This is a genomic window from Massilia eurypsychrophila (assembly GCF_002760655.1).
Taxonomy (GTDB): Bacteria; Pseudomonadota; Gammaproteobacteria; order Burkholderiales; family Burkholderiaceae_D; genus JAFCUW01.
On record NZ_PDOC01000003.1, the window covers coordinates 409,198 to 431,052 of the forward strand.

Here is a 21,855-nt window from a genome sequence, read left to right on the forward strand (position 1 = left end):
CGTTTGTAAATGAGAACCATTATTATTCGCGTCTTCGATCCTTGTTCCGGCACTTTCACAACATGACTCCCGTTACCGTCCGCCGCTGGGCCTGGATCCACAAGTGGAGCAGCCTGGTCTGTACGCTGTTCATGCTGCTGCTGTGCCTGACCGGCCTGCCGCTGATCTACCACCACGAGATCAGCCACTTGCTGGGCAACGACGTCGAAGCGCCCGTCATGGCGCCAGGGTCGCCGAAGGCCGACCTCGACCGCGTGATCGCCGCCGGCCGGGCGATGTATCCCGACAAGATGATGATGTACATGTCGCAGGAAGCCGACGCGCCCGACATCTGGAACCTGACCTTGGGCGACAACCCGACGGATGAAAACTACAAGCCGATCGCCGTCGACGCGCGCACCGCGCAGGTGCTCGCCGAGCCGGCCTTCGAAGGCGGCGGCTTCATGTCGATGATGTTCCACCTGCACGTCGACCTGTACGCCGGCATCTGGGGCAAGCTGTTCCTCGGCGCGATGGGCCTGCTGCTGATCGTCGCCATCGTCTCCGGCGTGGTGCTGTACGCGCCGTTCATGCGCAAGCTTGAATTTGGCACCGTGCGGCGCGCGCGCACCACGCGCCTGAAGTGGCTCGACCTGCACAACCTGCTCGGCATCGTCACCTTGGTGTGGGCGCTGGTGGTGGGCGCCACCGGCATGATCAACACCTGGGCCGAACTGCTGCTCGACGTGTGGAAGACGACCGAACTGGCGGAGATGGTCAAGCCGTACGAGGGCGCGCCGGCGGCGGCGGCCAGCGCGCCGCTGCAGCAGGCGGTGGCGCGCGCCGAAGCGGCCGAACCGGGCATGAAGGTCGCCTTCGTCGCCTTTCCCGGCACGCCGTTCACCAGCACCCACCACTACGGCGTGTTCATGCGCGGCGAGTCGGCGCTGACCTCGCGCCTGTACCAGCCGGTGCTGGTCGACGCGCAAACCGGGCAGGTGACCGACCAGCGCCGCCTGCCGTGGTACCTGAGCGCGCTGTTCATTTCGCAGCCGCTGCACTTCGGCGACTACGGCGGCGCATGGATGAAGTTCTTGTGGGCGCTGCTCGACATCGCCACCATCATCGTGCTCGGCAGCGGCTTGTACTTGTGGCTGCGGCGCGGCGCCGCAGCCCGGCAGGCTGCGCGCGCGCCGGCCGGCGCCGGCATGGAGGCGCTGTGAAGGGCCGCTTCATCGCGGTGTGGGGCATCCCGCTGCTGCTCGGTGTCCTGACTGCGATCGGCCTCGTGTCGGCGCTGCTCGGCGACGGCATCTGGGACACCGTCTCGGCGCTGGCGCTGGGCGCGCCGGTGCTGGCAGGGGCCTGGTTCGCGCTGCGCCGCCAGCCGGCATAGTCGGCCGATGGGGTTGACTCTTTGCTAAAACCCGCTAGACTGCTGCTATCACACAGAAGGGCTGAACAGCCATAGCTACTTACCTCATCGCCGCACAAACCCTCGTTGTCCATCGTGGACCTCGGGGGTTTTTGTTTTCTGAATTACTGAAGTCGACTACTCGTGCAAGGAACTGATATGGCGGACTGGATTTACTGGCTGGTGGCAGCGGGCGTGCTGGTGGTGTTCGAACTGTTTACCGGCACGTTCTACCTGCTGATGATCGCCATCGGCGTGGGCTTCGGCGCGCTTGCCGCGCTGATGGGATTGAGCCTGCCGGCGCAGACCATCGTCGCCGCCGTGGTCGGCCTGGTGGCCACCGGGCTGCTGCACCGCAGCCGCTTCGGCCGGCCGGCGCGTGGCGACCCGGCGCGCGACCGCAACGTCAACATCGACATCGGCCAGCACCTCACGGTCGAGGCCTGGCGCGACGGCAAGGCGCGGGTGATGTACCGCGGCGCCTTGTGGGACGTGGAACTGGCACATGGCGCGCAGTCGCATGCCGGTGTTTTCAAGATCGTCGAAGTGCAGGGCAGCCGGCTGATCGTCACCGGCGTTTAAGAACCATCCTCAAACAAAAAGGCTCAACATGGAATTCAATTTCGGTACTGTGGCGCTGGTGCTGTTCGTCGTCGCGATGGTGTTCGTCTTCAAGACCATCAACGTGGTGCCGCAGCAGCACGCCTGGGTGGTCGAGCGGCTCGGCAAATACCATGCGACCCTGGCCCCTGGCCTGAACATCGTGGTGCCGTTCATCGACCGCGTGGCGTACAAGCATATTCTCAAGGAGATCCCGCTCGACGTGCCGCCCCAGGTCTGCATCACCAAGGACAATACGCAGCTGCAGGTCGACGGCATCCTGTACTTCCAGGTGACGGACGCGATGCGCGCCTCGTACGGTTCGTCGAACTACATCGCCGCGATATCGCAGCTGGCGCAGACCACGCTGCGTTCGGTGATCGGCAAGATGGAGCTCGACAAGACGTTCGAGGAGCGCGATCACATCAACACCACGATCGTCAACGCGATCGACGAGTCGGCCGCCAACTGGGGCGTCAAGGTGCTGCGCTACGAGATCAAGGACCTGACGCCGCCGAAGGAGATCCTGCATGCGATGCAGGCGCAGATCACCGCCGAACGCGAGAAGCGCGCGCTGATCGCCGCCTCGGAAGGACGCAAGCAGGAGCAGATCAACATCGCCGACGGCGAGCGTGCCGCGCAGATCGCCCGCTCCGAAGGCGAAAAGCAGGCGCAGATCAACCGCGCCCAGGGCCAGGCGTCTGCCATCATCGCGCTGGCCGACGCCAGCGCCACCGCGCTGCGCCAGATCGGCGCGGCCATCAGCGAGCCGGGAGGACAGGAAGCGGTCAACCTGCGCGTGGCGGAGAAGTATGTCGACGCGTTCGCCAACCTGGCCAAGACCAACAACTCGATCATCGTCCCGGCCAACCTGGGCGAGATGAGCGGGCTCATTGCCAGCGCCATGCAGATCGTCAAAGCGCAAAAATGACGGAGCTGCGGGTGGTGATCATCACCGGCAGCTCCGACGGCATCGGCGCCGAGATCGCGCGCCAGCTCGCCGCCGGCGGCGGCGCCGGGGTTGCACTGGTGCTGGCCGCGCGCAACCGCGCCGCGCTGGAAACGGTGGCCGGCGCATGCAGCGCGCTCGGCGCGCAGACGCTGGTGGTGCCGACCGACGTCGGCGTGCAGCAGCAATGCCGCGACCTGGTGGCGCAGGCGGTGGCGCGCTTCGGGCGCATCGATGCCTTGATCAACAACGCCGGCCGTTCGGCGCACGCGCTGTTCGAGGACGTGCAGGACCTGGCGTGGTACGAAGAACTCATGCGCATCAATCTGTGGGGCAGCGTGTGGTGCACGCACGCCGCGCTGCCGCACCTGAAGGCGTCGCGCGGCAGCATCGTCGCGGTGTCGTCGCTGGCCGGGCTGGTCGGCGTGCCGGGACGCACCGCCTACGGCGCCACCAAGTTCGCCATGACCGGTTTTTTCGAAGCGCTGCGCGTGGAATTGAAGGACGCCGGCGTCAGCGTGACGACGGCGTATCCGGGCGTGGTGGCGACGATGATTCGCCACCACGGCTTCAATGCCGCCGGCGCACAGGCCGGCGTCAGCTCGCTCAAGGAGGAGGGGGCGATGTCGGTCGAGGAGTGCGCGCGCCTGATCGTCGACGGCATGAACCGGCGCCGGCGCGATGTGGTGATGACGGCCAAGGGCAAGATCGGCCGCTTCCTCAAGTTGCTGGCGCCGGGGCTGGTCGACAGGTTGGCGCTGGCCGCGGTCAAGGACGAAGCAAAGCCAGCTCGGTGATTTAAGCTTGGCTAAAGGAAACAAGCCTATAACGTAATTACACCAACTGCCGGGAGATGGGACATGCAACGATTCATTCGCGCCAACAAGGGCTTTCTGATGTTCCTGTTCCTGTTCGGAATTTTCCGCACCGCCGTGGCGGACTGGAATCCGATCCCATCCGGCTCGATGCGGCCCAATCTGCTCGAGGGCGACGTGGTGCTGGTAAACCGCCTCGCGTTCGACCTCAAGGTGCCGCTCACCGACATCATCGTCACGCACCTGGGCGACCCGCAGCGCGGCGATGTCGTCACCTTCAGTTCGCCGACAGACGGCACGCGCCTGATCAAGCGCGTCATCGCTCTGCCGGGCGACGTGGTGGCAATGCGCGACGAGCAGCTGACCATCAACGGCCAGCCGGCCACCTACTCGCAGCCGATTGAGGCAACCGAGCCGCTCGCCGGCAGCGTTGTTCGCGCGCTGCAGCTGACCGAGACGGTTGGCGGCGTGCAGCGCCGCATCCAGGTCATGCCGCAAGTGGCGGCGATGCGCAATTTCGCTGCGCGGACGATCCCGCCGGGCGAGTACCTGATGCTCGGCGACAACCGCGACAACAGCGCCGACTCGCGCGTGATCGGCCTGGTGCCGCGCGCGCTATTGATCGGCCGCGCCGAGCGCGTGCTGGTATCGGCCGACATGCTGGGCAACTGGATGCCGCGCACGGAGCGGTTCGGCATGTCGCTGGCGCGCTGAGCCGGCCTCAGCGGGGCGAGGGCCGATACGGTAAAATTCGCGTCCGGTTTCGCATGTGCGTCGCCAATTTCATCTTGAGGCACTGACGCATGCAGCGAATGTTGACCGTAATTCTTGCTTTTCTAGGGATGGTGGGCGCGCTCGCGATCGACACCTACCTGCCATCGATGCCGGCGATCGGCCGCGAATTCAATGTCGGGCCAGTGGCGGTCCAGCAGACGCTGTCGATCTTCTTGTTCGCCTTCGCCTTCATGATGCTGTTCTACGGCACGCTGTCCGATTCGTTCGGCCGCCGCCCGGTGATCATGGTCGCGCTGGTGGTCTACACGCTGGCGTCGGTTGGCGCGGCGCTGGCGCCGAGCTTCGGCTGGCTGCTGGTGTGCCGCGCGCTGCAGGGCCTGTCGGCCGGTTCCGGTTCTGTCATCGGCGCGGCCATCGTGCAAGACCGCTTCTCCGGCCCGCAGGCGCAAAAGATGATGTCGCACATCATGATGGTGTTCGGCCTGGCGCCGGCCATCGCGCCGGTGCTCGGCGGCTGGCTGCACGTGCACTTCGGCTGGCGCTCGACATTCTGGTTCCTGGCCGGCTTCGGCGCGCTGATGGTGCTGCTGGCCTGGCGCGCATTGCCGGAAAGCTTGCCGAAGGAAAAGCGGCACGCGTTCCATCCGGGCGCCATCGCCGCCAATTACCTGATGGTGCTGCGCAACCCGCGCTTCCTGCTGCTGTCGCTGGCGGTCGGCATGGCGTTCGGCGGCTTGTCGCTGTACATCGGCTCGGCCGCCAACTTCGTCATGGAAATCTTGCACTTGCCCGAGACGGCGTTCGGCTGGATGTTCATTCCGCTCATCGGCGGCATGGTGCTGGGCTCGGCGTGGGGCGGCAAGGCGGCCGCCAGGATTGCGCCCAAGCGCATGAAGTGGATCGGCTTCGCCGTCATGGCGCTCGGCGCCGGCATGGGCGTGGTCTACAACCTGCTGTTCGTGGCGCAGGTGCCGTGGGCGGTGTTGCCGCTGGCCGTGTTCACGTTCGGCCTGGCCGCCGCGATGCCGCCGATTCAGCTGAGCGCGTTTGCGCTGTTTCCCGATAACCGCGGCCTGACGTCGTCGATGCTGTCGTTCATCCAGATGCTCAGCTTTGCGATCGTCTCGGGCGTGGTGGCGCCGCTGCTGTTCGATAGCGCGCTGAACTTGTCGCTGGGGATGATGGGCGGGCTGGTGCTCAGCTTCATCTGCTGGCGGCTGAGTGGGCTGGAGCGGTTCGCGGCCAAGGAATTTGTCGCGGCCTGATGTGCGTGGCAGGGGCCCGCGCAAGCGGGAGTTCCTGCCACTTCAGAACAGTCGAAAGGATTTAGCGGACGTTGGTCTTCATCGCCGCGGCGACTTCGCGCTTGCCGTCGCGTTCTTTCTCGGTGGCGCGTTTGTCGTGCTGTTTCTTGCCCTTCGCCAGGCCGATTTCGCACTTGATGCGGCCGCCCTTGAAGTGCAGGTTCAGCGGCACCAGCGTGAAGCCGGAACGCTCCACTTTGCCGATCAGCTTGTCCATCTCGGCGCGGTGCAGCAGCAGCTTGCGGGTGCGCACCGCGTCCGGGTGGGTGAACGCCGACGCTGTCGCCAGAGCGCTGATGTGGGCGCCGAACAGGAACAGCTCGTCGCCGCGCACGACCACGTAGGCTTCCTTGATCTGCACGCGCGATTCGCGGATCGCCTTCACTTCCCATCCCTCGAGCACGATACCGGCTTCGTACCTGTCCTCGATGAAATAGTCGTGAAAGGCTTTTTTGTTGTCTGCAATACTCATGAATTAGCTAAAATGCGCGGGTCGGTTAAACTACTGTGTCGCGCTGCGAACGCGGGACTGATGCAACATATCCAACATCATAGCAAACGGCAGACTCATGGCAGTAGTGCACAAGACAGTTTTTATCGGTTATAGCGCGGAACAGATGTTCGATCTGGTCGCCAAGGTCGAAGATTATCCTAAATTTCTGCCCTGGTGCGGTGGCGTCAAGGTCCTCGAACGCGGTGACGACCGGCTGACGGCGAGTCTGGCGATCAATTTCCACGGCGTCAAACAGAGCTTTACGACCGCCAATGTCAACCACCGTCCGACCCAGATGACGATGAAACTGGTCGACGGCCCGTTCAAGGTGATGGACGGGGTGTGGACGTTCAAGGCGCTGCGCGCCGACGCCTGCAAGATCGAGTTGGACATGCGTTACGAGTTTTCCAGCATGATCCTCGAACAACTCATTGGGCCGGTCTTCGGCATGATCGCCAATAATATGGTCGACTCGTTCTGCAAGCGCGCCGAAACCGTGTATGGCTGACATGCTGCCGGTAGCCGTGTGCTACGCCACGCCGACGATGGAGTTGCTGCGCGAGTTCGAGGTGGCGCCCGGCACCACCATCGGCGAGGCGCTGACGCAAAGTGGCGTGCTGGACGAGCTAGGGATCGGCATCGACAGTTGCCCCGTTGGCATTTTTGCCAAGAAGAAGCCGCTCGACACCGTGCTGCGCGCGCAAGACCGCATTGAAATCTACCGGCCACTGGTGGCCGACCCGAAGGACAGCCGGCGCCGCCGCGCGGTCAAGAAGCAAGGCTGAGGCCTGACCGAGGCGTGACGCGCTACTTGCAGCCGGCCAGGTTTTTGTCGATTTTGGCCGACTCGATCGCGCGCTGCTCGTCCGTCATGTAGCCGCGGTCGCCGTTTTTTTGCTGCACGCCGATGCGTTCGCCCGACTCGAACGTGCGCTTCGACAAGCGCAGCGCGTCGCAATGTTCCGCCTTTGCCAGCTTCACGTCGCGCTCTTCCTTTTCCTTCAGCTCGAAATCGGCCTTTTCCTTCTGGCGCCGGTTGAAGTCGGTATTGCGGTCGGCCATCGTCGGCGCCGCTTTGGCCTTGACGGCGATCGGCGCGGCAACGGCAGGCGCGGCGGCTACGTCGCTCGGCACCAGCACCGGCGGCGCTGTCAATACGCCAGGCGGCGCTTTCAGGATGTTCTTCAGCGGAATCGACGGCGGCGGGGCGCGGTCGGAAAATTGCTTGATGCCTTTTTCGTCGATCCACATGTATTGTGCCTGCGCCAGGGTGACAAACGCCATCAGGGCGGAGGCCGCCAACAGGCGCGCGCGGGAAGTAGTAGTCATTGCAGGTCCAGATCAGTTGCCGTGCGTCACTACACCCTGATTCGGCACAGCTGTCAATCCGTATCGTCGGGTTTTCGAGGCAAAAAGCGGCCCCGCCCGGACGGTGGGCGCGAACTTCTGTATAATTCGCTTTTGCGCCAATAGGAAAATGCTATGCGTCTACTTCAGAAAGCACTCACGTTCGATGATGTGCTGCTCGTTCCGGCTTATTCAAACGTTCTTCCCGCCGACACCTCCCTCAAGACCCGCCTGACCCGCAACATTTCGCTGAATATCCCGCTGCTGTCGGCCGCGATGGATACCGTCACCGAAGCGCGCCTGGCGATTGCAATGGCGCAAGAGGGCGGCATCGGCATTATCCACAAGAACCTGACGCCGAAGGAGCAGGCGCGCGAAGTGGCGCGCGTCAAGCGTTTCGAGGCCGGCGTGCTGCGCGACCCGATCACGATTCCGCCGGACATGAAGATTCGCGACGTCATCAAGCTCACCGAACAGTACGGCATCAGCGGCTTTCCTGTTGTCGAGGGCAAGACGGTGGTCGGCATCATCACCAACCGCGACTTGCGCTTCGAAGAAGAACTCGACGCCGAAGCGCGCGCCAAGATGACGCCGCGCGAGAAGCTGGTGTACGTCAAGGAAGACGCCGACACCGCCGAAGCGAAGCGCCTGATGAACAAGCACCGCCTCGAGCGCGTGCTGGTCGTCAATGACGAGTTCGAGCTGCGCGGTCTGATTACCGTCAAAGACATCCAGAAGTCGCACGAGCACCCGTTCGCATCGAAAGATGCGCAGGGCAAGCTGCTGGTCGGCGCCGCCGTTGGCGTCAGCGAGCGCGACGAAGAGCGTATCGACCTCTTGGTCGCCGCCGGCGTCGACGTGCTCGTGGTCGACACTGCCCACGGCCACTCGCAAGGCATTCTCGACCGCGTACGCTGGATCAAGACGCGCCATCCGCAAGTGGACGTCATCGGCGGCAACATTGCCACCGCGGCGGCCGCGCTGGCGCTGGTCGAATACGGCGCCGATGCGGTCAAGGTCGGCATCGGCCCGGGCTCGATCTGCACCACCCGCATCGTCGCCGGCGTCGGCGTGCCGCAGATCACCGCCATCTCGAACGTTGCTGACGCCCTCAAGGGCACCGGCGTGCCGTGCATCGCCGACGGCGGCATCCGCTTCTCGGGCGACATCTCGAAAGCGCTGGCAGCGGGCGCCTCGACCGTCATGATGGGCTCGATGTTCGCCGGCACCGAAGAGGCGCCGGGCGAAGTGATCCTGTACCAGGGCCGCAGCTACAAGTCGTATCGCGGCATGGGCAGCCTGGGCGCGATGGCGGACGGCTCGGCCGATCGCTACTTCCAGGACGCCAATGCCAAGGCCGAGAAGTTCGTGCCTGAAGGCATCGAGGGACGCGTTGCCTACAAGGGCAGCGTGCTGGCGATCCTGTACCAGATGGTCGGCGGCGTGCGCCAGTCGATGGGCTACTGCGGTTGCTCGACAATCGACGAGCTGCGCGAGAAGGCCGAGTTTGTCGAGATCACCTCGGCCGGCATGCGCGAATCGCACGTCCATGACGTGCAGATCACGAAGGAAGCTCCGAACTACCGTTCCGAGTAACTCCAGGACGACGCGGCGACCACTTCGCCGCGTTTGCTTTTCAAGCCTCATATTTGCCATGACAGACATTTCCCCCATGCATTCAAAAATCCTCATCCTCGATTTCGGTTCCCAAGTCACCCAGCTGATCGCCCGCCGCGTGCGCGACTCCGGCGTTTTCTCGGAAGTGTTTCCGTACGACGTCAGCGACGAGTTCGTGCGTAACTACGGCGCCGCCGGCGTGATCCTGTCGGGCAGCCACAGTTCCACGCTGGAAGGCGAGTCGCCGCGCGCGCCGCAGGCCGTGTTCGAGCTGGGCGTGCCGGTGCTGGGCATCTGCTACGGCATGCAGACGATGGCCGCGCAGCTGGGCGGCAAGGTCGAAAATGGCCTGGTGCGCGAGTTCGGCTACGCCGAGGTGCGCGCCCGCGGCCATACGGCGCTGCTGAACGGCATCAACGACTTCGTCACCGACGAAGGCCACGGCATGCTGAAAGTATGGATGAGCCACGGCGACAAGGTGCTCGACATGCCGCCCGGCTTCAAGCTGATGGGCAACACGCCTAGCTGCCCGATCGCCGCGATGGCCGATGAAGAGCGGCATTTTTACGGCCTGCAGTTCCATCCGGAAGTGACGCACACGGTGCAGGGCAAAGCCGTGCTGGGCCGCTTTGTGCATGAAATCTGCGGCTGCAAGTCCGACTGGAACATGCCGGATTACATCACCGAAGCGGTCGACAAGATCCGCGAGCAGGTCGGCGCCGATGAGGTGATCCTCGGCCTGTCGGGCGGCGTCGATTCGAGTGTTGCCGCGGCGCTGATCCACCGCGCCATCGGCGACCAGCTCACGTGCGTGTTCGTCGACCACGGCCTGCTGCGCCTGGACGAAGGCAAGATGGTGATGGACATGTTTGCCAAGAACCTCGGCGTCAAGGTCATCCGCGTCGATGCCGAAGCGCAGTTCCTCGGCCACCTCGAAGGCGTGTCCGATCCCGAGGCCAAGCGCAAGATCATCGGCCGCGAATTCGTCGAAGTTTTCCAGGCCGAAGCGGCCAAGCTGCCGAACGCGCGCTGGCTGGCGCAAGGCACGATCTACCCGGACGTCATCGAAAGCGCCGGCAAGGGCAAAAAGGGCCAGACCATCAAGAGCCACCACAACGTCGGCGGCCTGCCGGAAACGCTGAACCTGAAGCTGCTGGAACCCTTGCGCGAACTGTTCAAGGACGAAGTGCGCAAGCTCGGCGTCGCGCTTGGCCTGCCGCACGACATGGTGTATCGCCATCCGTTCCCGGGTCCGGGCCTGGGCGTGCGCATTCTCGGCGAAGTCAAGAAAGACTACGCCGACCTGCTGCGCCGCGCGGATGCGATTTTTATCGAGGAATTGCGCAACACCGTGTTCGAGGCGCCGCCGATCGTCGGCATCGATGCGGGCGACCTGCCGCGCAACTGGTACGAAGCGACAAGCCAGGCGTTCGCGGTATTTCTGCCTGTGAAGTCGGTTGGGGTGATGGGCGACGGACGCACCTACGAGTGGGTGGTGGCGCTGCGCGCGGTGCAGACGCTCGACTTCATGACGGCGCAGTGGGCGCATTTGCCGCACGACCTGCTCGGTAGGGTGTCGAACCGCATCATTAACGAAGTGCGCGGCATCAATCGCGTGGTGTATGACATCTCGGGCAAGCCGCCGGCGACCATCGAGTGGGAGTAAGATTTCCTCCGGGAGGATCGCATGAGCCTACAACCGTTCAACAGCGCCCAGTTGGTGGAGGCGCTGAACGACGTCGCCTTGTAGCTCATACTCCCGCTGCAGGAAGTGTCCTTCTAACTCGACGAACGCCACGGCGCCCATATTTGGTCGTAAAGCACTCGCGTTGTCTCATTTGATCTGTACTTTAATATCGAAAGAGATGCCATGTCAAAGCCCAAACCGATGTCACAGCCGACGGCAACGCGTCGCGCCGCGATAACCGTCAGAGGAGCGGCGAAAAGCTCTGGCGTCCAAGTGAAAAAGAACGCCTCTACCGCCCGCCAAGGTGCAAATATCGACGAAGGTGCGAAGATTTACGGTATCTACCCGCATGTACGCATTGCCATGATACGGCAGGGGATACCGGCATCGACAATCGGTAATCTTTCGTCGCGTATGGGGATGAGTAAGGAGAGTCTGCTGTCGAGCCTTGGCTTGTCACGTGCCACGATCAGCAGCAAGGAAAAGGACGCCACTGCGTTGTCCAAGGGTGAGTCGGAACGGGTGCGCGGTGTCCCAGCGCTGATCGGCATGGTGCAAACCATGGTCGAGCAGTCAGGGGATCCGGCCGGTTTCAATGCGGCGCGCTGGGTTTCGGAGTGGCTATTCAAGCCATTGCGGGCGCTAGGCGGCGAGACGCCGGCGAGCTACATGGATACGTTTGAAGGCCAGAAACTCGTATCCGAACTGCTATCGATGAGCCAGAGCGGAGCATACGCTTGACCGTGTCGGTCTGGCGGATTGCGGTCGAGGCGCCAACTTACTCAGCAAACGATCTAAGCGGTACAGGCGCGAAGATGACGGGTGGACGATGGAACAACAAGGGAACTCCTGTCGTGTACAGCGCGTCGAATATCGGATCGCGGCGGGCGCAACGGCTCTATTGTTGGTGCCGTCAGTGATCGTGCCAAACGAATACGATGTACTGATCAAACCGCAGCACGGCGACACTTCCGCGATCGTTGCTACCACCCTCAAGCGATGGATCTACGATCCACGGTTTTTCCCGTGAGGAGGTTATTCTTCTGTTGTTCGCTCAGCAAGGCATGCGGAAGAGGGCGGCGAGAGGAGAGAAGGCCAGCAACGTCACCCAGAGGCGACGGCCCTGCGCGACGGAAAATCGAGGCCTGCTATTTGCGTGGGAGTGAGCCCTCAGCGGTAATACGGTTTTGACGGCCCGGTTGCAAGAGCGACCGGGGCGTTGTCCATCAGCGTCGCGCCCGCAACAGCACCAGGCCCGTATTGGCGCGCGCGACGATCTAGCCGGTGTCCGAAATCGCCAGCCCGTACAGCACGCGCACTCCGGCCGGCGGATTGTGCAGTCGAGTATTGAGGTCGACTAATCCGCCTTCGCGCGTCCACAGCATGGCGCGCGGGTCAGGTGCGGAGTACCATCCCACCACTTGGCCGCCGGCGTTGACCGCCGCCGTCTCGGTGTTGTCGCCCAAAGGATGCATCGTCGTGCCGTCGTAGAAGAAACCGCGGCGCACGCTGTCCGGCCCGAGCGCGTTGACGGCGACCTGGCCGCTTGCGTTGATGTCGATCGCTTCGGAGGTGGTGGTGGCGTCGAAGGTGCCCAGCTCCCGTAGCGTTCCGCCCGAGTAGATGATGGCGTGCAGCACGCCGGCCGGGATAAATGACCAGCCCACTACCGTTCCCGCATCGTTGATCGCCCGCGGTATCGTGTTGCCTCCCAGCGTGCCCAGGTCCTGCAGCGGCGTTCTGGCCTTGCTGTCATAAATAAAGCGCCGAAGCTGCCGTCGGCGCGCTCGGCGGTGCCGGTAATGAGGCCGCTGGCGTTGATGTCCACCGGCGCGGATGACGTCCCGCCCGGGAAGGTGCCGACCGGACGCACGGTGCCGTCGTACACGAAACCGCTGCCGACAATGGGGGCGCCGATGCCGGCGATGTGTCCGCAGTCGTTGATCGCAATTCCCACGCCTGGCCCAAGGTCGCGCAGAGTGCCGTTGTACAGGAAGGCATGGCTCGTCCCGTCCCCTGTCTGTGCAGAGCCGGTCGCTTGCCCACAACGGTTGATTGCGGTGGCCGCCGAGAACGGTCCGCCGAACGTGCCAAGCTCGAACAGGCGGGTGCCGTCGTACATGAAGGCGCGCGTTCCCTCGGGCCCGGCGCCGATGTTATTCGAGCCGACTACCTGGCCGTTGGCATTGATGCCGTTGCGGCCCACGGAGCCGAATATCTCGCCGCGCGGATTGAGGGCGATAACGTCGTAGGTGACGCCTGGCGTTGGCGCAATCGGCGTTATGACAGGCGGCGTTGGCGCATCCTTGGTTGGCGTGTTCGATCCGCCGCCGCAGGCAGCGAGCAGGCCGGCGAGGGCGAGCCCAACCCTGTCGACAGCAAGGGGCGCAGATGGGGTATGACGAAAGGCGCGTTCATGGAATCCTCCATAGTCAGGGTGCGTGACCCAATCTACTTCGCTCGTCCGTGGCTAAATCCGAAAGAATGAGTCCGCTTGCTCGCTATCAACTTTGCCGGTGAAATTCGTCAGCCTTCTGTGCGGATCTGGCCTGGATACGTGGAATTTGTAGCCCGCGACGCGGATAGGCGAACCTGGACAAACGCAGGCAGGCTCCCAGTTCCGGCTGAAACAACGGATAATGGTCGCCACATCATTTTGAGCATGCATTGGAAATTTATTATGGAAATTAAAGTCAACTTTCTCGACAAGTTGCGTCTTGAAGCCAAGTTCGATGATTTCACGGTGATCGCCGATCAGCCCATCCGGTACAAGGGTGATGGCTCGGCGCCTGGTCCCTTCGACTACTTCCTCGCTTCGTCGGCCTTGTGCGCGGCGTACTTCGTCAAGCTGTACTGCGACACCCGTAATATCTCGACCGAAAATATCCGCCTGTCGCAGAACAATATCGTCGACCCGGAAAACCGTTACCAGCAGATTTTCAAGATCCAGGTCGAGCTGCCGGCGGATATATCCGACAAGGATCGGCAGGGAATTCTGCGCTCGATCGACCGCTGCACGGTTAAAAAAGTGGTGCAGGCAGGCCCGGAATTCGTAATTGAAGAAGTTGAGAACCTGGATGCCGACGCACAGGCCTTGCTGACCTTGCGGCCTGATGCCGAGTCGAGCACCTACATTGTTGGCAAGGATCTGCCTTTGGAGCAGACCATCGCCAATATGTCGGGGATGTTGGCGGACTGGGGCATCAAGATCGAGATCGCCTCGTGGCGCAACATTGTTCCTAATGTCTGGTCGCTGCATGTGCGCGATGCGCATTCGCCTATGTGTTTCACAAACGGCAAGGGCGCGACCAAGGAAAGCGCGTTGGCGTCGGCCTTGGGCGAGTATATCGAGCGCCTGAACTGCAATCACTTCTACGCCGGTGTGTTCTGGGGTGAAGACATCGCCAACGCGGCGTTTGTCCACTACCCGGATGAGCGCTGGTTCAAGCCCGGCGCCAATGATTCGCTGCCAGCCGGCATTCTCGATGAATACAGCCTGGAGATTTACAATCCCGACGGCGAGTTGCGCGGCTCGCATCTGGTCGACACCAATTCCGGCAATGCAGAGCGCGGAATCGTGTCGCTGCCATACGTTCGGCATTCGGATGGCGAGACGGTCTATTTCCCATCCAACCTGATCGAAAACCTCTACGCCAGCAATGGCATGAGCGCCGGCAATACCCTGGCCGAAGCGCAGGTCCAGTGTCTGTCAGAGATTTTCGAGCGCGCAGTCAAGCGTGAAATCATCGAAAGCGAAATGGCGCTGCCCGATGTGCCGCAGGAAGTACTGGCGAAATACCCTGGCATCCTGGCCGGCATCAAGGCGTTGGAAGAGCAGGGTTTTCCGGTGCTGGTCAAGGATGCATCGCTGGGCGGACTCTACCCGGTCATGTGCGTCACCTTGATGAACCCGCGCACTGGCGGCGTCTTTGCCTCGTTTGGCGCGCATCCTAGTTTTGAGGTGGCGCTGGAGCGCAGCCTGACCGAATTGCTGCAGGGGCGCAGTTTCGAAGGCCTGAACGATTTACCTCAGCCGACCTTCGCCAGTAACGCCGTCACCGAACCAAATAACTTCGTCGAGCACTTCATCGATTCGAGCGGCGTGGTGTCGTGGCGCTTCTTCAGCGCCAAAGCCGATGTCGATTTTGTCGAGTGGGATTTTACCGCCCAGGGCCAGAACGCCAATGCCGAAGAAGTCGCTACCTTGCTCGGCATTCTCGAAGACATGGGCAAAGAGGTCTACATGGCCGTGTACAACCAATTGGGCGCCGTGGCTTGCCGAATCCTGGTGCCTGGATATTCCGAAATCTACCCGGTCGAGGACCTTATCTGGGATAACACCAACAAGGCGCTATTGTTCCGCGCCGATATTTTGAACCTGCATCGCCTGGACGATGACGCACTGGCAGCGCTTCTTGAGCGGCTGGATAACAACGAGCTCGATGAGTACTCGGACATTGCCACCTTGATCGGCGTCGAGTTCGACGAGAATACGGACTGGGGGCAGCTGACAGTGCTCGAGTTGAAGCTGCTGATCCACCTCGCCCTGCAGCAGCTCGAAGACGCGCACGACCTGGTCGGCGCCTTCCTGCAATACAACGACAATACGGTCGAGCGCAAGTTGTTCTATCAGGCGTTGAACGTGGTGCTGGAAGTGACTGTCGACGACGACCTGGAACTGGTCGATTATGTTGTCAATTTCCGCCGCATGTATGGCAACTCGCGGATGGACGCTGTGCTGGGTTCAGTGGACGGCAGCGTGCGCTTCTTCGGGTTGGCGCCAACGAGCATGAACCTGGAGGGGCTCGATCGCCACCACCGCCTGATCGACAGCTACAAAAAGCTGCACAAGGCGCGTGCCAATGTCGCGCTTGCGTGCCGTTAAGTAGATCCTCCGCCCGTGGCCGGCCGGCTGGCTGGCCGACTCTGGCTACACCCGCGCGCAACTACTGCTGCGCTCCTGCTGGGAATCTTCTCGTTCGGGTTGCCGCTGCTGGCGCCGGGCAGCTCCACGTTCGCCCTCGCCATGCCGGTGGCCGCGTCGATCGTGCTGGACATGGGCGTGGCGGCGAACCTGGTGCTGGGTCAGCGCGCGATCTTCGCGCTCGGCGCCATGCGCAGCCGGCTCAATGGCCTGTTCTTCGCGTTGTTCTTCGCCGGCGGGGCGCTCGGTTCGGCGCTGGCGGCTGGGTGTATGCTGGCTACGGCTGGGAAGCAACGCTGGCGCTGGGTGCCGCGCTGCCGACGCTGGCACTGCTGTATCAGGCGGGCGAATATCTCGGCCGGTCGAGAGTCACCGGCGTGGCGCGTTCACTGTAATTCCGCCCGGGGTCGAATTTAGTTGACCGACGTAACTCCAACGGCCGACACGTTGCCAAACGCGATCGGTTGGAATGGCATGATTCGGGTTGGCAGCATGCGCAGGTCAGGATACGGCGCTTCTCCGCCAGTGTCGGCCGAGGCCGTTGCGGGCACAAGCGTATATGCTCCAGTCATGCTGTCGGCGGCATCGGTGCTGACCGGATGCGGCGACAGGTCCGACGGCGCGACGGCGGCAGGCAGGTTTGGCGCTTGCGCAGCGACGGCGGCAGGCGTCGGGGCAGCGGCAGGCGAGGCCGGCATTGCCGCAGCCACTGGAGCGGGCGTCGTGCTGTCGCCGCCACCGCCACCGCAGGCGGACAGCAGCACAACGATCGCACAACTGGCAATATGAGTGAAGCGGGAAGAGAGCAATGAAGTCATGATTGGATACGCGTAACTGGTTGATGAGATGATTGCCGCACGGTAACAGATATTTCTTTGCGAAAGATTTCCGACAGCGCCAAATATTGTTGGTCGGACACAACACCAATAGCTGACAGGACGCATGGCCACAAACCCTTACCTCAAACTCATCGTTTCGATCGCCGCCGCAACCCACCTGGCGGTGTTCGCGGCAGCGCCGCCGGCCGACCTGGTCTACCGCAACGGCTATATCTACACCGTCGATCACCGCGACAGCGTGCAGCAGGCACTGGCGGTGCGCGACGGGCGCATCATCTACGTCGGCAACAATGCCGGCGCCGCCAGGTTCATCGGCAAGGGCACCACAGCGATCGACTTGCACGGCCGCATGCTGATGCCCGGCTTGGTTGACGGCCACATGCATCCGCAATCGGGCGGCAGCCGCCTGCTCAACTGCAGTCTCGATTACCAGCCGCTGACGGTGCTGCAATTCCAGGCCCGCATCCAGGCCTGCATCGACAAGGACAAGCACAAGGGCGTTGACGAGCACCGTTGGCTGCTCGTCGTCAACTGGTTCCAGCAAGGCATGCAGCCGGACGGCGCCGGCACCACGTCAGCGACGCTCGATGCGCTAAAGACAAGCCGACCTGTTATCGTGCGCTCGTCGTTCGGCCATTCCGTGCAGCTCAACTCGCGCGCCATAGCGCTGGCAGGAATCAAGCGCGATACGCTCAATCCGAGCGGCGGCATCATCGTGCGCGACGCCAGCGGCGCCGCCACCGGCCTGCTCGAAGACGCCGCGCAAGACGTGGCAATGAACTTGCTGCCGGCCCTGACCGAGGCGGAAAACCTGGCCGCATCAACCCATGCGCTCGACGCGATGCGCCGGCAAGGCATCACCAGCTTTCTCGACGCCTACACCGATCCCGCGACGATGTCCGCGTTCGCTGTGTTGCAACGCCAGGGCAAGCTGACTGCGCGGGCGCACTTCGCCGTGCTGATCGACCTCGACAAGGGCGGCACGCCATTCAGCACTGTCGCCCAATTGTTGAAACAGCAAAAGCAATTCGATCAGGGGCCGACCAGGAAGGCGCCGTCAATGCAGGTGCGCCACGCCAAGCTGTTCATGGATGGCGTGATATCAGCGCCTGCCTTCACCGGCGCCATGCTGGAGCCTTACCTGGTCAACCAGGGCACGGCAGCCAGGCCGGACTGGCGGCCCGGGCCGAGCAAGGGCCCGGCCGGCTATTTCTCGGTGGATGCGCTGAAGGCCACGCTGACCGAGCTGGGCAGAGGTGGCATCGACGCGCACATCCACGCCGATGGTGACCGCGCGGTGCGCGAGTCGCTCGACGCCATCGAAGCCCATCGCGCCACGCCTGGAGGCAAGCGCATGCGTGCGGTGCTGGCGCACGATGAAATCGTCGCCCCGGCTGACTATCCGCGTTTCGCCAGGCTTGACGTGACGCCGGTGCTGTCGTTCCAGTGGGCCAAGCCGGCGGCCGACACCGTCGGCGCGCTGAAGGATTACCTGGGTCCGGCACGCTACGACACGGTCGAGCCGCAGGCAGTGCTGCTTGGCGCCGGAGCGCGGGTGGCTTACGGCAGCGACTGGCCGGTCGACCCGCTCGATGTGTGGTTTGCGCTGAAAGTCGGCGTGACGCGCACCGCGGCGCCGAACGCGGGCAAGGAGTACGCCGGCCGGCTGACGTCCCAGCCCGGGATGCCGCGCGCCGCGGCGCTGCGCGCGATCACGATGAATGCAGCCTATACGCTGCGCCAGGAAACGATGACCGGCTCGCTCGAGGTGGGCAAGCTGGCCGACCTCGTAGTACTCGACCGCAATTTCTTCACGATCGCCGAGGAAGACATCACCAACATCAAGGTGCTGCAGACGGTCGTTGGCGGCAAGGTGGTGTATCAGGCGAAGGGAATGCACTAACTTAAGGCGCGCACGGCGGTCGCGCAATCGTCGCCTGCAGTCAATTAAGAAACGCTTAAGTTTCCCAGTTCACAATGTATATCGACGAGATCTGCAAGGTAGGTGGGTGCACTAGGGCTCCCATCACCCGGCAGCGTCAGATCGCATGGAACGCTGTCCGCGTCCATTTACAGGCAAGGAGCCTCACTATGAACTCGAACCTACAATCAACTTACGAACAGTCTGGCAGCGCCCCGTTAGTTCGGCATCGCGTCTTGCGCAATACCTACTGGCTGCTCGCGCTATCGATGATTCCTACCGTGCTCGGAGCGTTCGTCGGTGTGCAGACCCAGCTTTCGTTGCCTGGTGGCTTTTTCGGAATGATGATCTTCCTGGCCGTCGCGTTTGGTTTTATTTTCGCTATTGAGAAGACAAAGAACTCAGGCGTCGGCGTTGCCGTACTGATGGGCTTCACCTTCTTCATGGGATTGATGCTGACCCCAATCTTGACCCGAACCCTCGGCTTTGCCAATGGTGGTTCCCTCATCATGACTGCCTTTGGCGGAACGGCTGCGATTCTGGCCGTGATGGCCAGCGTGGCAACGGTGACCAAGCGCGATTTCTCGGGAATGGGCAAGTGGTTACTCGCTGGCGTTGTGGTACTGCTTCTGGCGTCAGTGGCAAATATCTTTCTGGGCATGTCGGTCTTGTCGATTGTCATATCGGTCATGGCGATCGCGATTTTTTCTGCTTTCATTCTTTATGACGTGCAGCGGATCGTCAATGGCGGGGAAACCAACTACATCACCGCGACACTCAGCATTTACCTGAGCGTCTACAATATTTTCGCCAACTTGTTGGCACTGCTTGGCATCGGGGGCGGTAGTCGCGAGTAAGCTGTCGTCACGCTTATCAACCGGTGCGGGCTAGCTCAGCCGCTACCGGTTCCACGATGCGCTACATGGCGCTCGCACCTCTGCTGTCAAACGATGAAACCTGCTAAATGAGTGCCGTTGGTGATGGGCTAGCACTATCCCAACTTCTGCGTAAGCTTGCCGACGATACGACTCGAGATCGCATCGCCGTGGGTGATCTACTGGAAGCGCTTGGCGACCGCGCCATCGGCGCGCTATTGTTCATTTTCGCTTTCCCCAATATTCTGCCAGTTCCCCCAGGCACATCAGCCGTCCTAGGCGCGCCCCTGGTGTTCCTTGCAGCCCAGTTGGCCTTTGGCATGCGACCGTGGTTACCTGGGCTAATCAGCCGCCGTTCCATGTCGCGTTCGGATTTTGAGGGGATGATTCGACGCGTCGTCCCTTGGCTGGAGCGTGCGGAAAAATTACTTCGTCCCCGCATCAGTGTTTTGGCACTCCCACCATGTGAGTACGTTGTGGGCGTTGTCTGTCTTCTGCTAGCCACTGTTTTGGTTCTTCCTATCCCACTCGGAAACATGTTGCCTGCTTTGGCTATCAGCCTGCTTGCACTTGGTCTTCTAGAGCGTGATGGGTACGCCATTGCGACGGGGCTTATTGCGGCCACAATCTCAGCCGTTGTCGTGTCAGGCGTAATATGGGGTGTGATAAAGGGCATAGTTTTTATGTTCACCGAGGTCTCCGTGTAACCCGCGAAACGGACTAACCAACGCAGCAGCACACCTCATCAACTTGACAGGCGATTTAAAATGGAATGGTTCTTCGACCCAAATATCTGGGTAGGCTTACTGACACTGGTAGTTCTTGAGATTGTTTTGGGCATCGACAATCTCATCTTCATTGCCATCCTGGCCGAGAAGGTCCCCCCTCACCAGCGCGACAAAGCAAGGCTGATCGGTCTCTCCCTCGCCATGATCATGCGGCTTGGCTTGTTGACGATGATTTCATGGATGGTCACCCTGACCGCTCCACTTTTTTCGTTGATGAACCACGCCGTCTCCGGCCGCGACTTGATCTTGCTGCTGGGCGGTGTGTTCCTGTTGTTCAAGGCAACAATGGAGCTGCACGAACGGGTTGAGGGGAAAACGCACGTCCACAGCGGCCCGCGCGTCTATGCGAGCTTGGGAGCTGTCATCGCACAAATCATCGTGCTCGACGCAGTCTTTTCGCTCGACGCTGTCATTACAGCTGTTGGCATGGTCGATGAACTAGGCGTGATGATGGCAGCCGTGGTCATTTCGATGGCAGTGATGATTTTTGCCTCGAAGCCGCTGACCCGCTTCGTCAATGCCCACCCGACAGTAGTGGTGCTTTGCTTGAGTTTTCTGCTGATGATTGGCTTGAGCCTGGTCGCTGAAGGACTCGGGTTCAAGATTCCTAAAGGTTATCTGTACGCGGCGATCGGCTTCTCCATCGTCATCGAGTTCTTTAACCAACTCGCCCGGAAAAACTTCGCCAAAAAAGACGCGCACGTGCCATTACGCGAACGTACGGCAGATGCCGTGCTGCGCTTGCTGGGAAACCGGACGAGGGCGGAGGTGAGCCAGGAATCGGCAAGCGCAGCCGAGCCTGCCGAAGAGTTCGCCTTTGATCGTGAAGAACGCAACATGGTCAGCGGCGTCTTGAGTCTTTCCCAACGTTCGGTCAGATCCATCATGACGATCAGGTCGGACATGACCTGGGTCGATCTCAACGCCAGTGCGGCGACTGTCCGCCAACAGATATTGGATACGCCCCACAGCTTCTTTCCCGTCTGCCGAGGGCAACTCGATGACATCGTCGGGGTTGCCAGGGCAAAAGACCTGATTGCCGATCTGGCGGTCCACGGCAAGATCGAGCCCGCCAGCGTGCGCGAACCTATCGTCATGCCGGACTCTGTCGGCGTCTTGAAGGTGATGGACACTTTGAAGCGGTCACATGGGCAACTGGTCCTTATCGCTAATGAGTACGGTACGATCCAGGGATTGGTGACGCCAATTGACATCCTGGAGGCGATCGCCGGTGAATTCCCCGATGAGGACGAGCAACCTGTCATCCAGGCGCTGGGCGACGACCAATGGAAAGTTAATGGCGCGGCGGATTTGCTGTATCTCCAGCAGGTTCTGCACAGCGACGCCCTGGTTTCGGACGACGACGAATACACCTCACTGGCGGGATTCATGCTGGAACGGTTTAATACACTGCCGGAAATCGGTGAGAAGATGGCGGTTGACGGCCTCGAGTTTGAAGTATTGGAAGTGATCGAGCGCCGCATCGCCACTGTTCTTGTAACGCGACTGGCTTCGGATCATGTGTCGGCAGAGAAATGATTCCGCAGTTTTTGCGTGATTAGTTTTGG

Annotated in this window: 24 protein-coding genes and 1 pseudogene; 20 read left to right on the top strand and 5 right to left on the bottom strand. The window is 61.9% G+C overall.

All coding sequences use genetic code 11. The features are described from left to right. Positions 1-62: 62 nt before the first annotated feature. The 7 genes from CR105_RS07510 to CR105_RS07535 all read left to right on the top strand — a co-directional run bounded on the left by CR105_RS07510 (position 63) and on the right by CR105_RS07535 (position 5,757). Entirely contained in the window at positions 63-1,202 is a 1,140-nt protein-coding gene (locus CR105_RS07510; RefSeq protein ID WP_099787802.1) for a PepSY-associated TM helix domain-containing protein, read from the top strand. Next, positions 1,199-1,375 carry a hypothetical protein gene (locus CR105_RS28245; protein ID WP_180288121.1) on the top strand — a complete coding sequence of 59 codons (177 nt, stop codon included), beginning with the start codon at positions 1,199-1,201 and terminating at the stop codon, positions 1,373-1,375. Before CR105_RS07510 ends, CR105_RS28245 begins: the two co-directional genes overlap by 4 nt. 177 nt (positions 1,376-1,552) lie before the next feature. After that, complete coding sequence (locus CR105_RS07515) at positions 1,553-1,975, top strand: NfeD family protein (protein ID WP_099787803.1); 423 nt, start codon at positions 1,553-1,555, stop codon at positions 1,973-1,975. A gap of 28 nt (positions 1,976-2,003) precedes the next feature. After that, on the top strand, positions 2,004-2,924 hold the full coding sequence (locus CR105_RS07520; RefSeq protein WP_099787804.1) for an SPFH domain-containing protein: 921 nt from the start codon (positions 2,004-2,006) through the stop codon (positions 2,922-2,924). Further along, the gene (locus CR105_RS07525; RefSeq protein WP_370660674.1) at positions 2,921-3,739 is read left to right on the top strand and encodes an SDR family oxidoreductase; all 819 of its coding nucleotides are present in this window, start codon (positions 2,921-2,923) and stop codon (positions 3,737-3,739) included. Before CR105_RS07520 ends, CR105_RS07525 begins: the two co-directional genes overlap by 4 nt. A 63-nt stretch (positions 3,740-3,802) precedes the next feature. Further along, a complete protein-coding gene (gene lepB / locus CR105_RS07530) occupies positions 3,803-4,471 on the top strand; it encodes a signal peptidase I (protein ID WP_099787805.1) in 669 nt (222 codons plus the stop codon). An 89-nt stretch (positions 4,472-4,560) separates the two neighbouring features. Continuing rightward, positions 4,561-5,757, top strand: coding sequence for a multidrug effflux MFS transporter (locus tag CR105_RS07535; RefSeq protein WP_099787806.1), 1,197 nt, complete (start codon positions 4,561-4,563; stop codon positions 5,755-5,757). Between the two features lie 61 nt (positions 5,758-5,818). On the opposite strand, the gene smpB is transcribed toward CR105_RS07535, so the two are convergent. Beyond that, positions 5,819-6,268, bottom strand: a complete 450-nt coding sequence (gene smpB, locus CR105_RS07540; RefSeq protein WP_099787807.1) for an SsrA-binding protein SmpB — start codon at positions 6,266-6,268, stop codon at positions 5,819-5,821. A gap of 97 nt (positions 6,269-6,365) precedes the next feature. On the opposite strand from smpB, the gene CR105_RS07545 reads away from it, so the two are divergent. Both CR105_RS07545 and CR105_RS07550 read left to right on the top strand, forming a co-directional pair. After that, entirely contained in the window at positions 6,366-6,797 is a 432-nt protein-coding gene (locus CR105_RS07545; RefSeq protein WP_099787808.1) for a type II toxin-antitoxin system RatA family toxin, read from the top strand. Then, a complete protein-coding gene (locus CR105_RS07550; RefSeq protein ID WP_099787809.1) occupies positions 6,790-7,074 on the top strand; it encodes an RnfH family protein in 285 nt (94 codons plus the stop codon). The genes CR105_RS07545 and CR105_RS07550 overlap by 8 nt, the downstream gene beginning before the upstream one ends. Positions 7,075-7,096: 22 nt before the next feature. On the opposite strand, the gene CR105_RS07555 is transcribed toward CR105_RS07550, so the two are convergent. Further along, positions 7,097-7,618 (bottom strand): DUF4124 domain-containing protein, encoded by a 522-nt coding sequence (locus CR105_RS07555; RefSeq protein WP_131021651.1) that lies wholly within the window; start codon positions 7,616-7,618, stop codon positions 7,097-7,099. A gap of 153 nt (positions 7,619-7,771) precedes the next feature. Between CR105_RS07555 and guaB the strand changes: the two genes are divergently transcribed. The 5 genes and pseudogenes from guaB to CR105_RS07575 all read left to right on the top strand — a co-directional run bounded on the left by guaB (position 7,772) and on the right by CR105_RS07575 (position 11,970). After that, positions 7,772-9,232 carry an IMP dehydrogenase gene (guaB, locus tag CR105_RS07560; RefSeq protein ID WP_099787811.1) on the top strand — a complete coding sequence of 487 codons (1,461 nt, stop codon included), beginning with the start codon at positions 7,772-7,774 and terminating at the stop codon, positions 9,230-9,232. Between the two features lie 76 nt (positions 9,233-9,308). Continuing rightward, on the top strand, positions 9,309-10,919 hold the full coding sequence (gene guaA, locus CR105_RS07565) for a glutamine-hydrolyzing GMP synthase (protein WP_099787812.1): 1,611 nt from the start codon (positions 9,309-9,311) through the stop codon (positions 10,917-10,919). A gap of 204 nt (positions 10,920-11,123) precedes the next feature. Then, positions 11,124-11,681 (top strand): antitoxin Xre-like helix-turn-helix domain-containing protein, encoded by a 558-nt coding sequence (locus CR105_RS28820; protein WP_229413708.1) that lies wholly within the window; start codon positions 11,124-11,126, stop codon positions 11,679-11,681. Positions 11,682-11,683: 2 nt separating this feature from the next. Beyond that, positions 11,684-11,758: pseudogene (locus CR105_RS29465) on the top strand (RES family NAD+ phosphorylase); the annotation flags it as partial. An 11-nt stretch (positions 11,759-11,769) separates the two neighbouring features. Further along, positions 11,770-11,970 (top strand): hypothetical protein, encoded by a 201-nt coding sequence (locus CR105_RS07575; protein ID WP_370660676.1) that lies wholly within the window; start codon positions 11,770-11,772, stop codon positions 11,968-11,970. 247 nt (positions 11,971-12,217) lie between these two features. Here CR105_RS07575 and CR105_RS07580 read toward each other — a convergent pair whose 3' ends face one another. Together CR105_RS07580 and CR105_RS07585 are read right to left on the bottom strand one after the other, a co-directional pair. Further along, a complete protein-coding gene (locus tag CR105_RS07580; RefSeq protein WP_180288122.1) occupies positions 12,218-12,607 on the bottom strand; it encodes a hypothetical protein in 390 nt (129 codons plus the stop codon). After that, positions 12,607-13,146 (bottom strand): hypothetical protein, encoded by a 540-nt coding sequence (locus CR105_RS07585; RefSeq protein ID WP_099787813.1) that lies wholly within the window; start codon positions 13,144-13,146, stop codon positions 12,607-12,609. The genes CR105_RS07580 and CR105_RS07585 overlap by 1 nt, the downstream gene beginning before the upstream one ends. A 474-nt stretch (positions 13,147-13,620) precedes the next feature. Between CR105_RS07585 and CR105_RS07590 the strand changes: the two genes are divergently transcribed. Both CR105_RS07590 and CR105_RS07595 read left to right on the top strand, forming a co-directional pair. Continuing rightward, entirely contained in the window at positions 13,621-15,825 is a 2,205-nt protein-coding gene (locus tag CR105_RS07590) for an OsmC domain/YcaO domain-containing protein (protein WP_099787814.1), read from the top strand. A 15-nt stretch (positions 15,826-15,840) separates the two neighbouring features. Further along, positions 15,841-16,281 (top strand): MFS transporter, encoded by a 441-nt coding sequence (locus CR105_RS07595; protein WP_307189613.1) that lies wholly within the window; start codon positions 15,841-15,843, stop codon positions 16,279-16,281. Here CR105_RS07595 and CR105_RS07600 read toward each other — a convergent pair. Further along, a complete protein-coding gene (locus CR105_RS07600) occupies positions 16,278-16,682 on the bottom strand; it encodes a hypothetical protein (RefSeq protein WP_131021652.1) in 405 nt (134 codons plus the stop codon). The genes CR105_RS07595 and CR105_RS07600 overlap by 4 nt on opposite strands. A gap of 124 nt (positions 16,683-16,806) precedes the next feature. On the opposite strand from CR105_RS07600, the gene CR105_RS07605 reads away from it, so the two are divergent. From CR105_RS07605 to CR105_RS07620, 4 genes are all read left to right on the top strand, one after another. After that, a complete protein-coding gene (locus CR105_RS07605; protein ID WP_099787816.1) occupies positions 16,807-18,606 on the top strand; it encodes an amidohydrolase in 1,800 nt (599 codons plus the stop codon). Positions 18,607-18,794: 188 nt separating this feature from the next. Continuing rightward, entirely contained in the window at positions 18,795-19,481 is a 687-nt protein-coding gene (locus CR105_RS07610; protein ID WP_099787938.1) for a Bax inhibitor-1 family protein, read from the top strand. 107 nt (positions 19,482-19,588) lie between these two features. Beyond that, positions 19,589-20,206, top strand: a complete 618-nt coding sequence (locus CR105_RS07615) for an exopolysaccharide biosynthesis protein (RefSeq protein ID WP_099787817.1) — start codon at positions 19,589-19,591, stop codon at positions 20,204-20,206. Positions 20,207-20,266: 60 nt separating this feature from the next. Further along, the gene (locus tag CR105_RS07620; protein ID WP_099787818.1) at positions 20,267-21,826 is read left to right on the top strand and encodes a TerC family protein; all 1,560 of its coding nucleotides are present in this window, start codon (positions 20,267-20,269) and stop codon (positions 21,824-21,826) included. Positions 21,827-21,855: the final 29 nt, after the last annotated feature.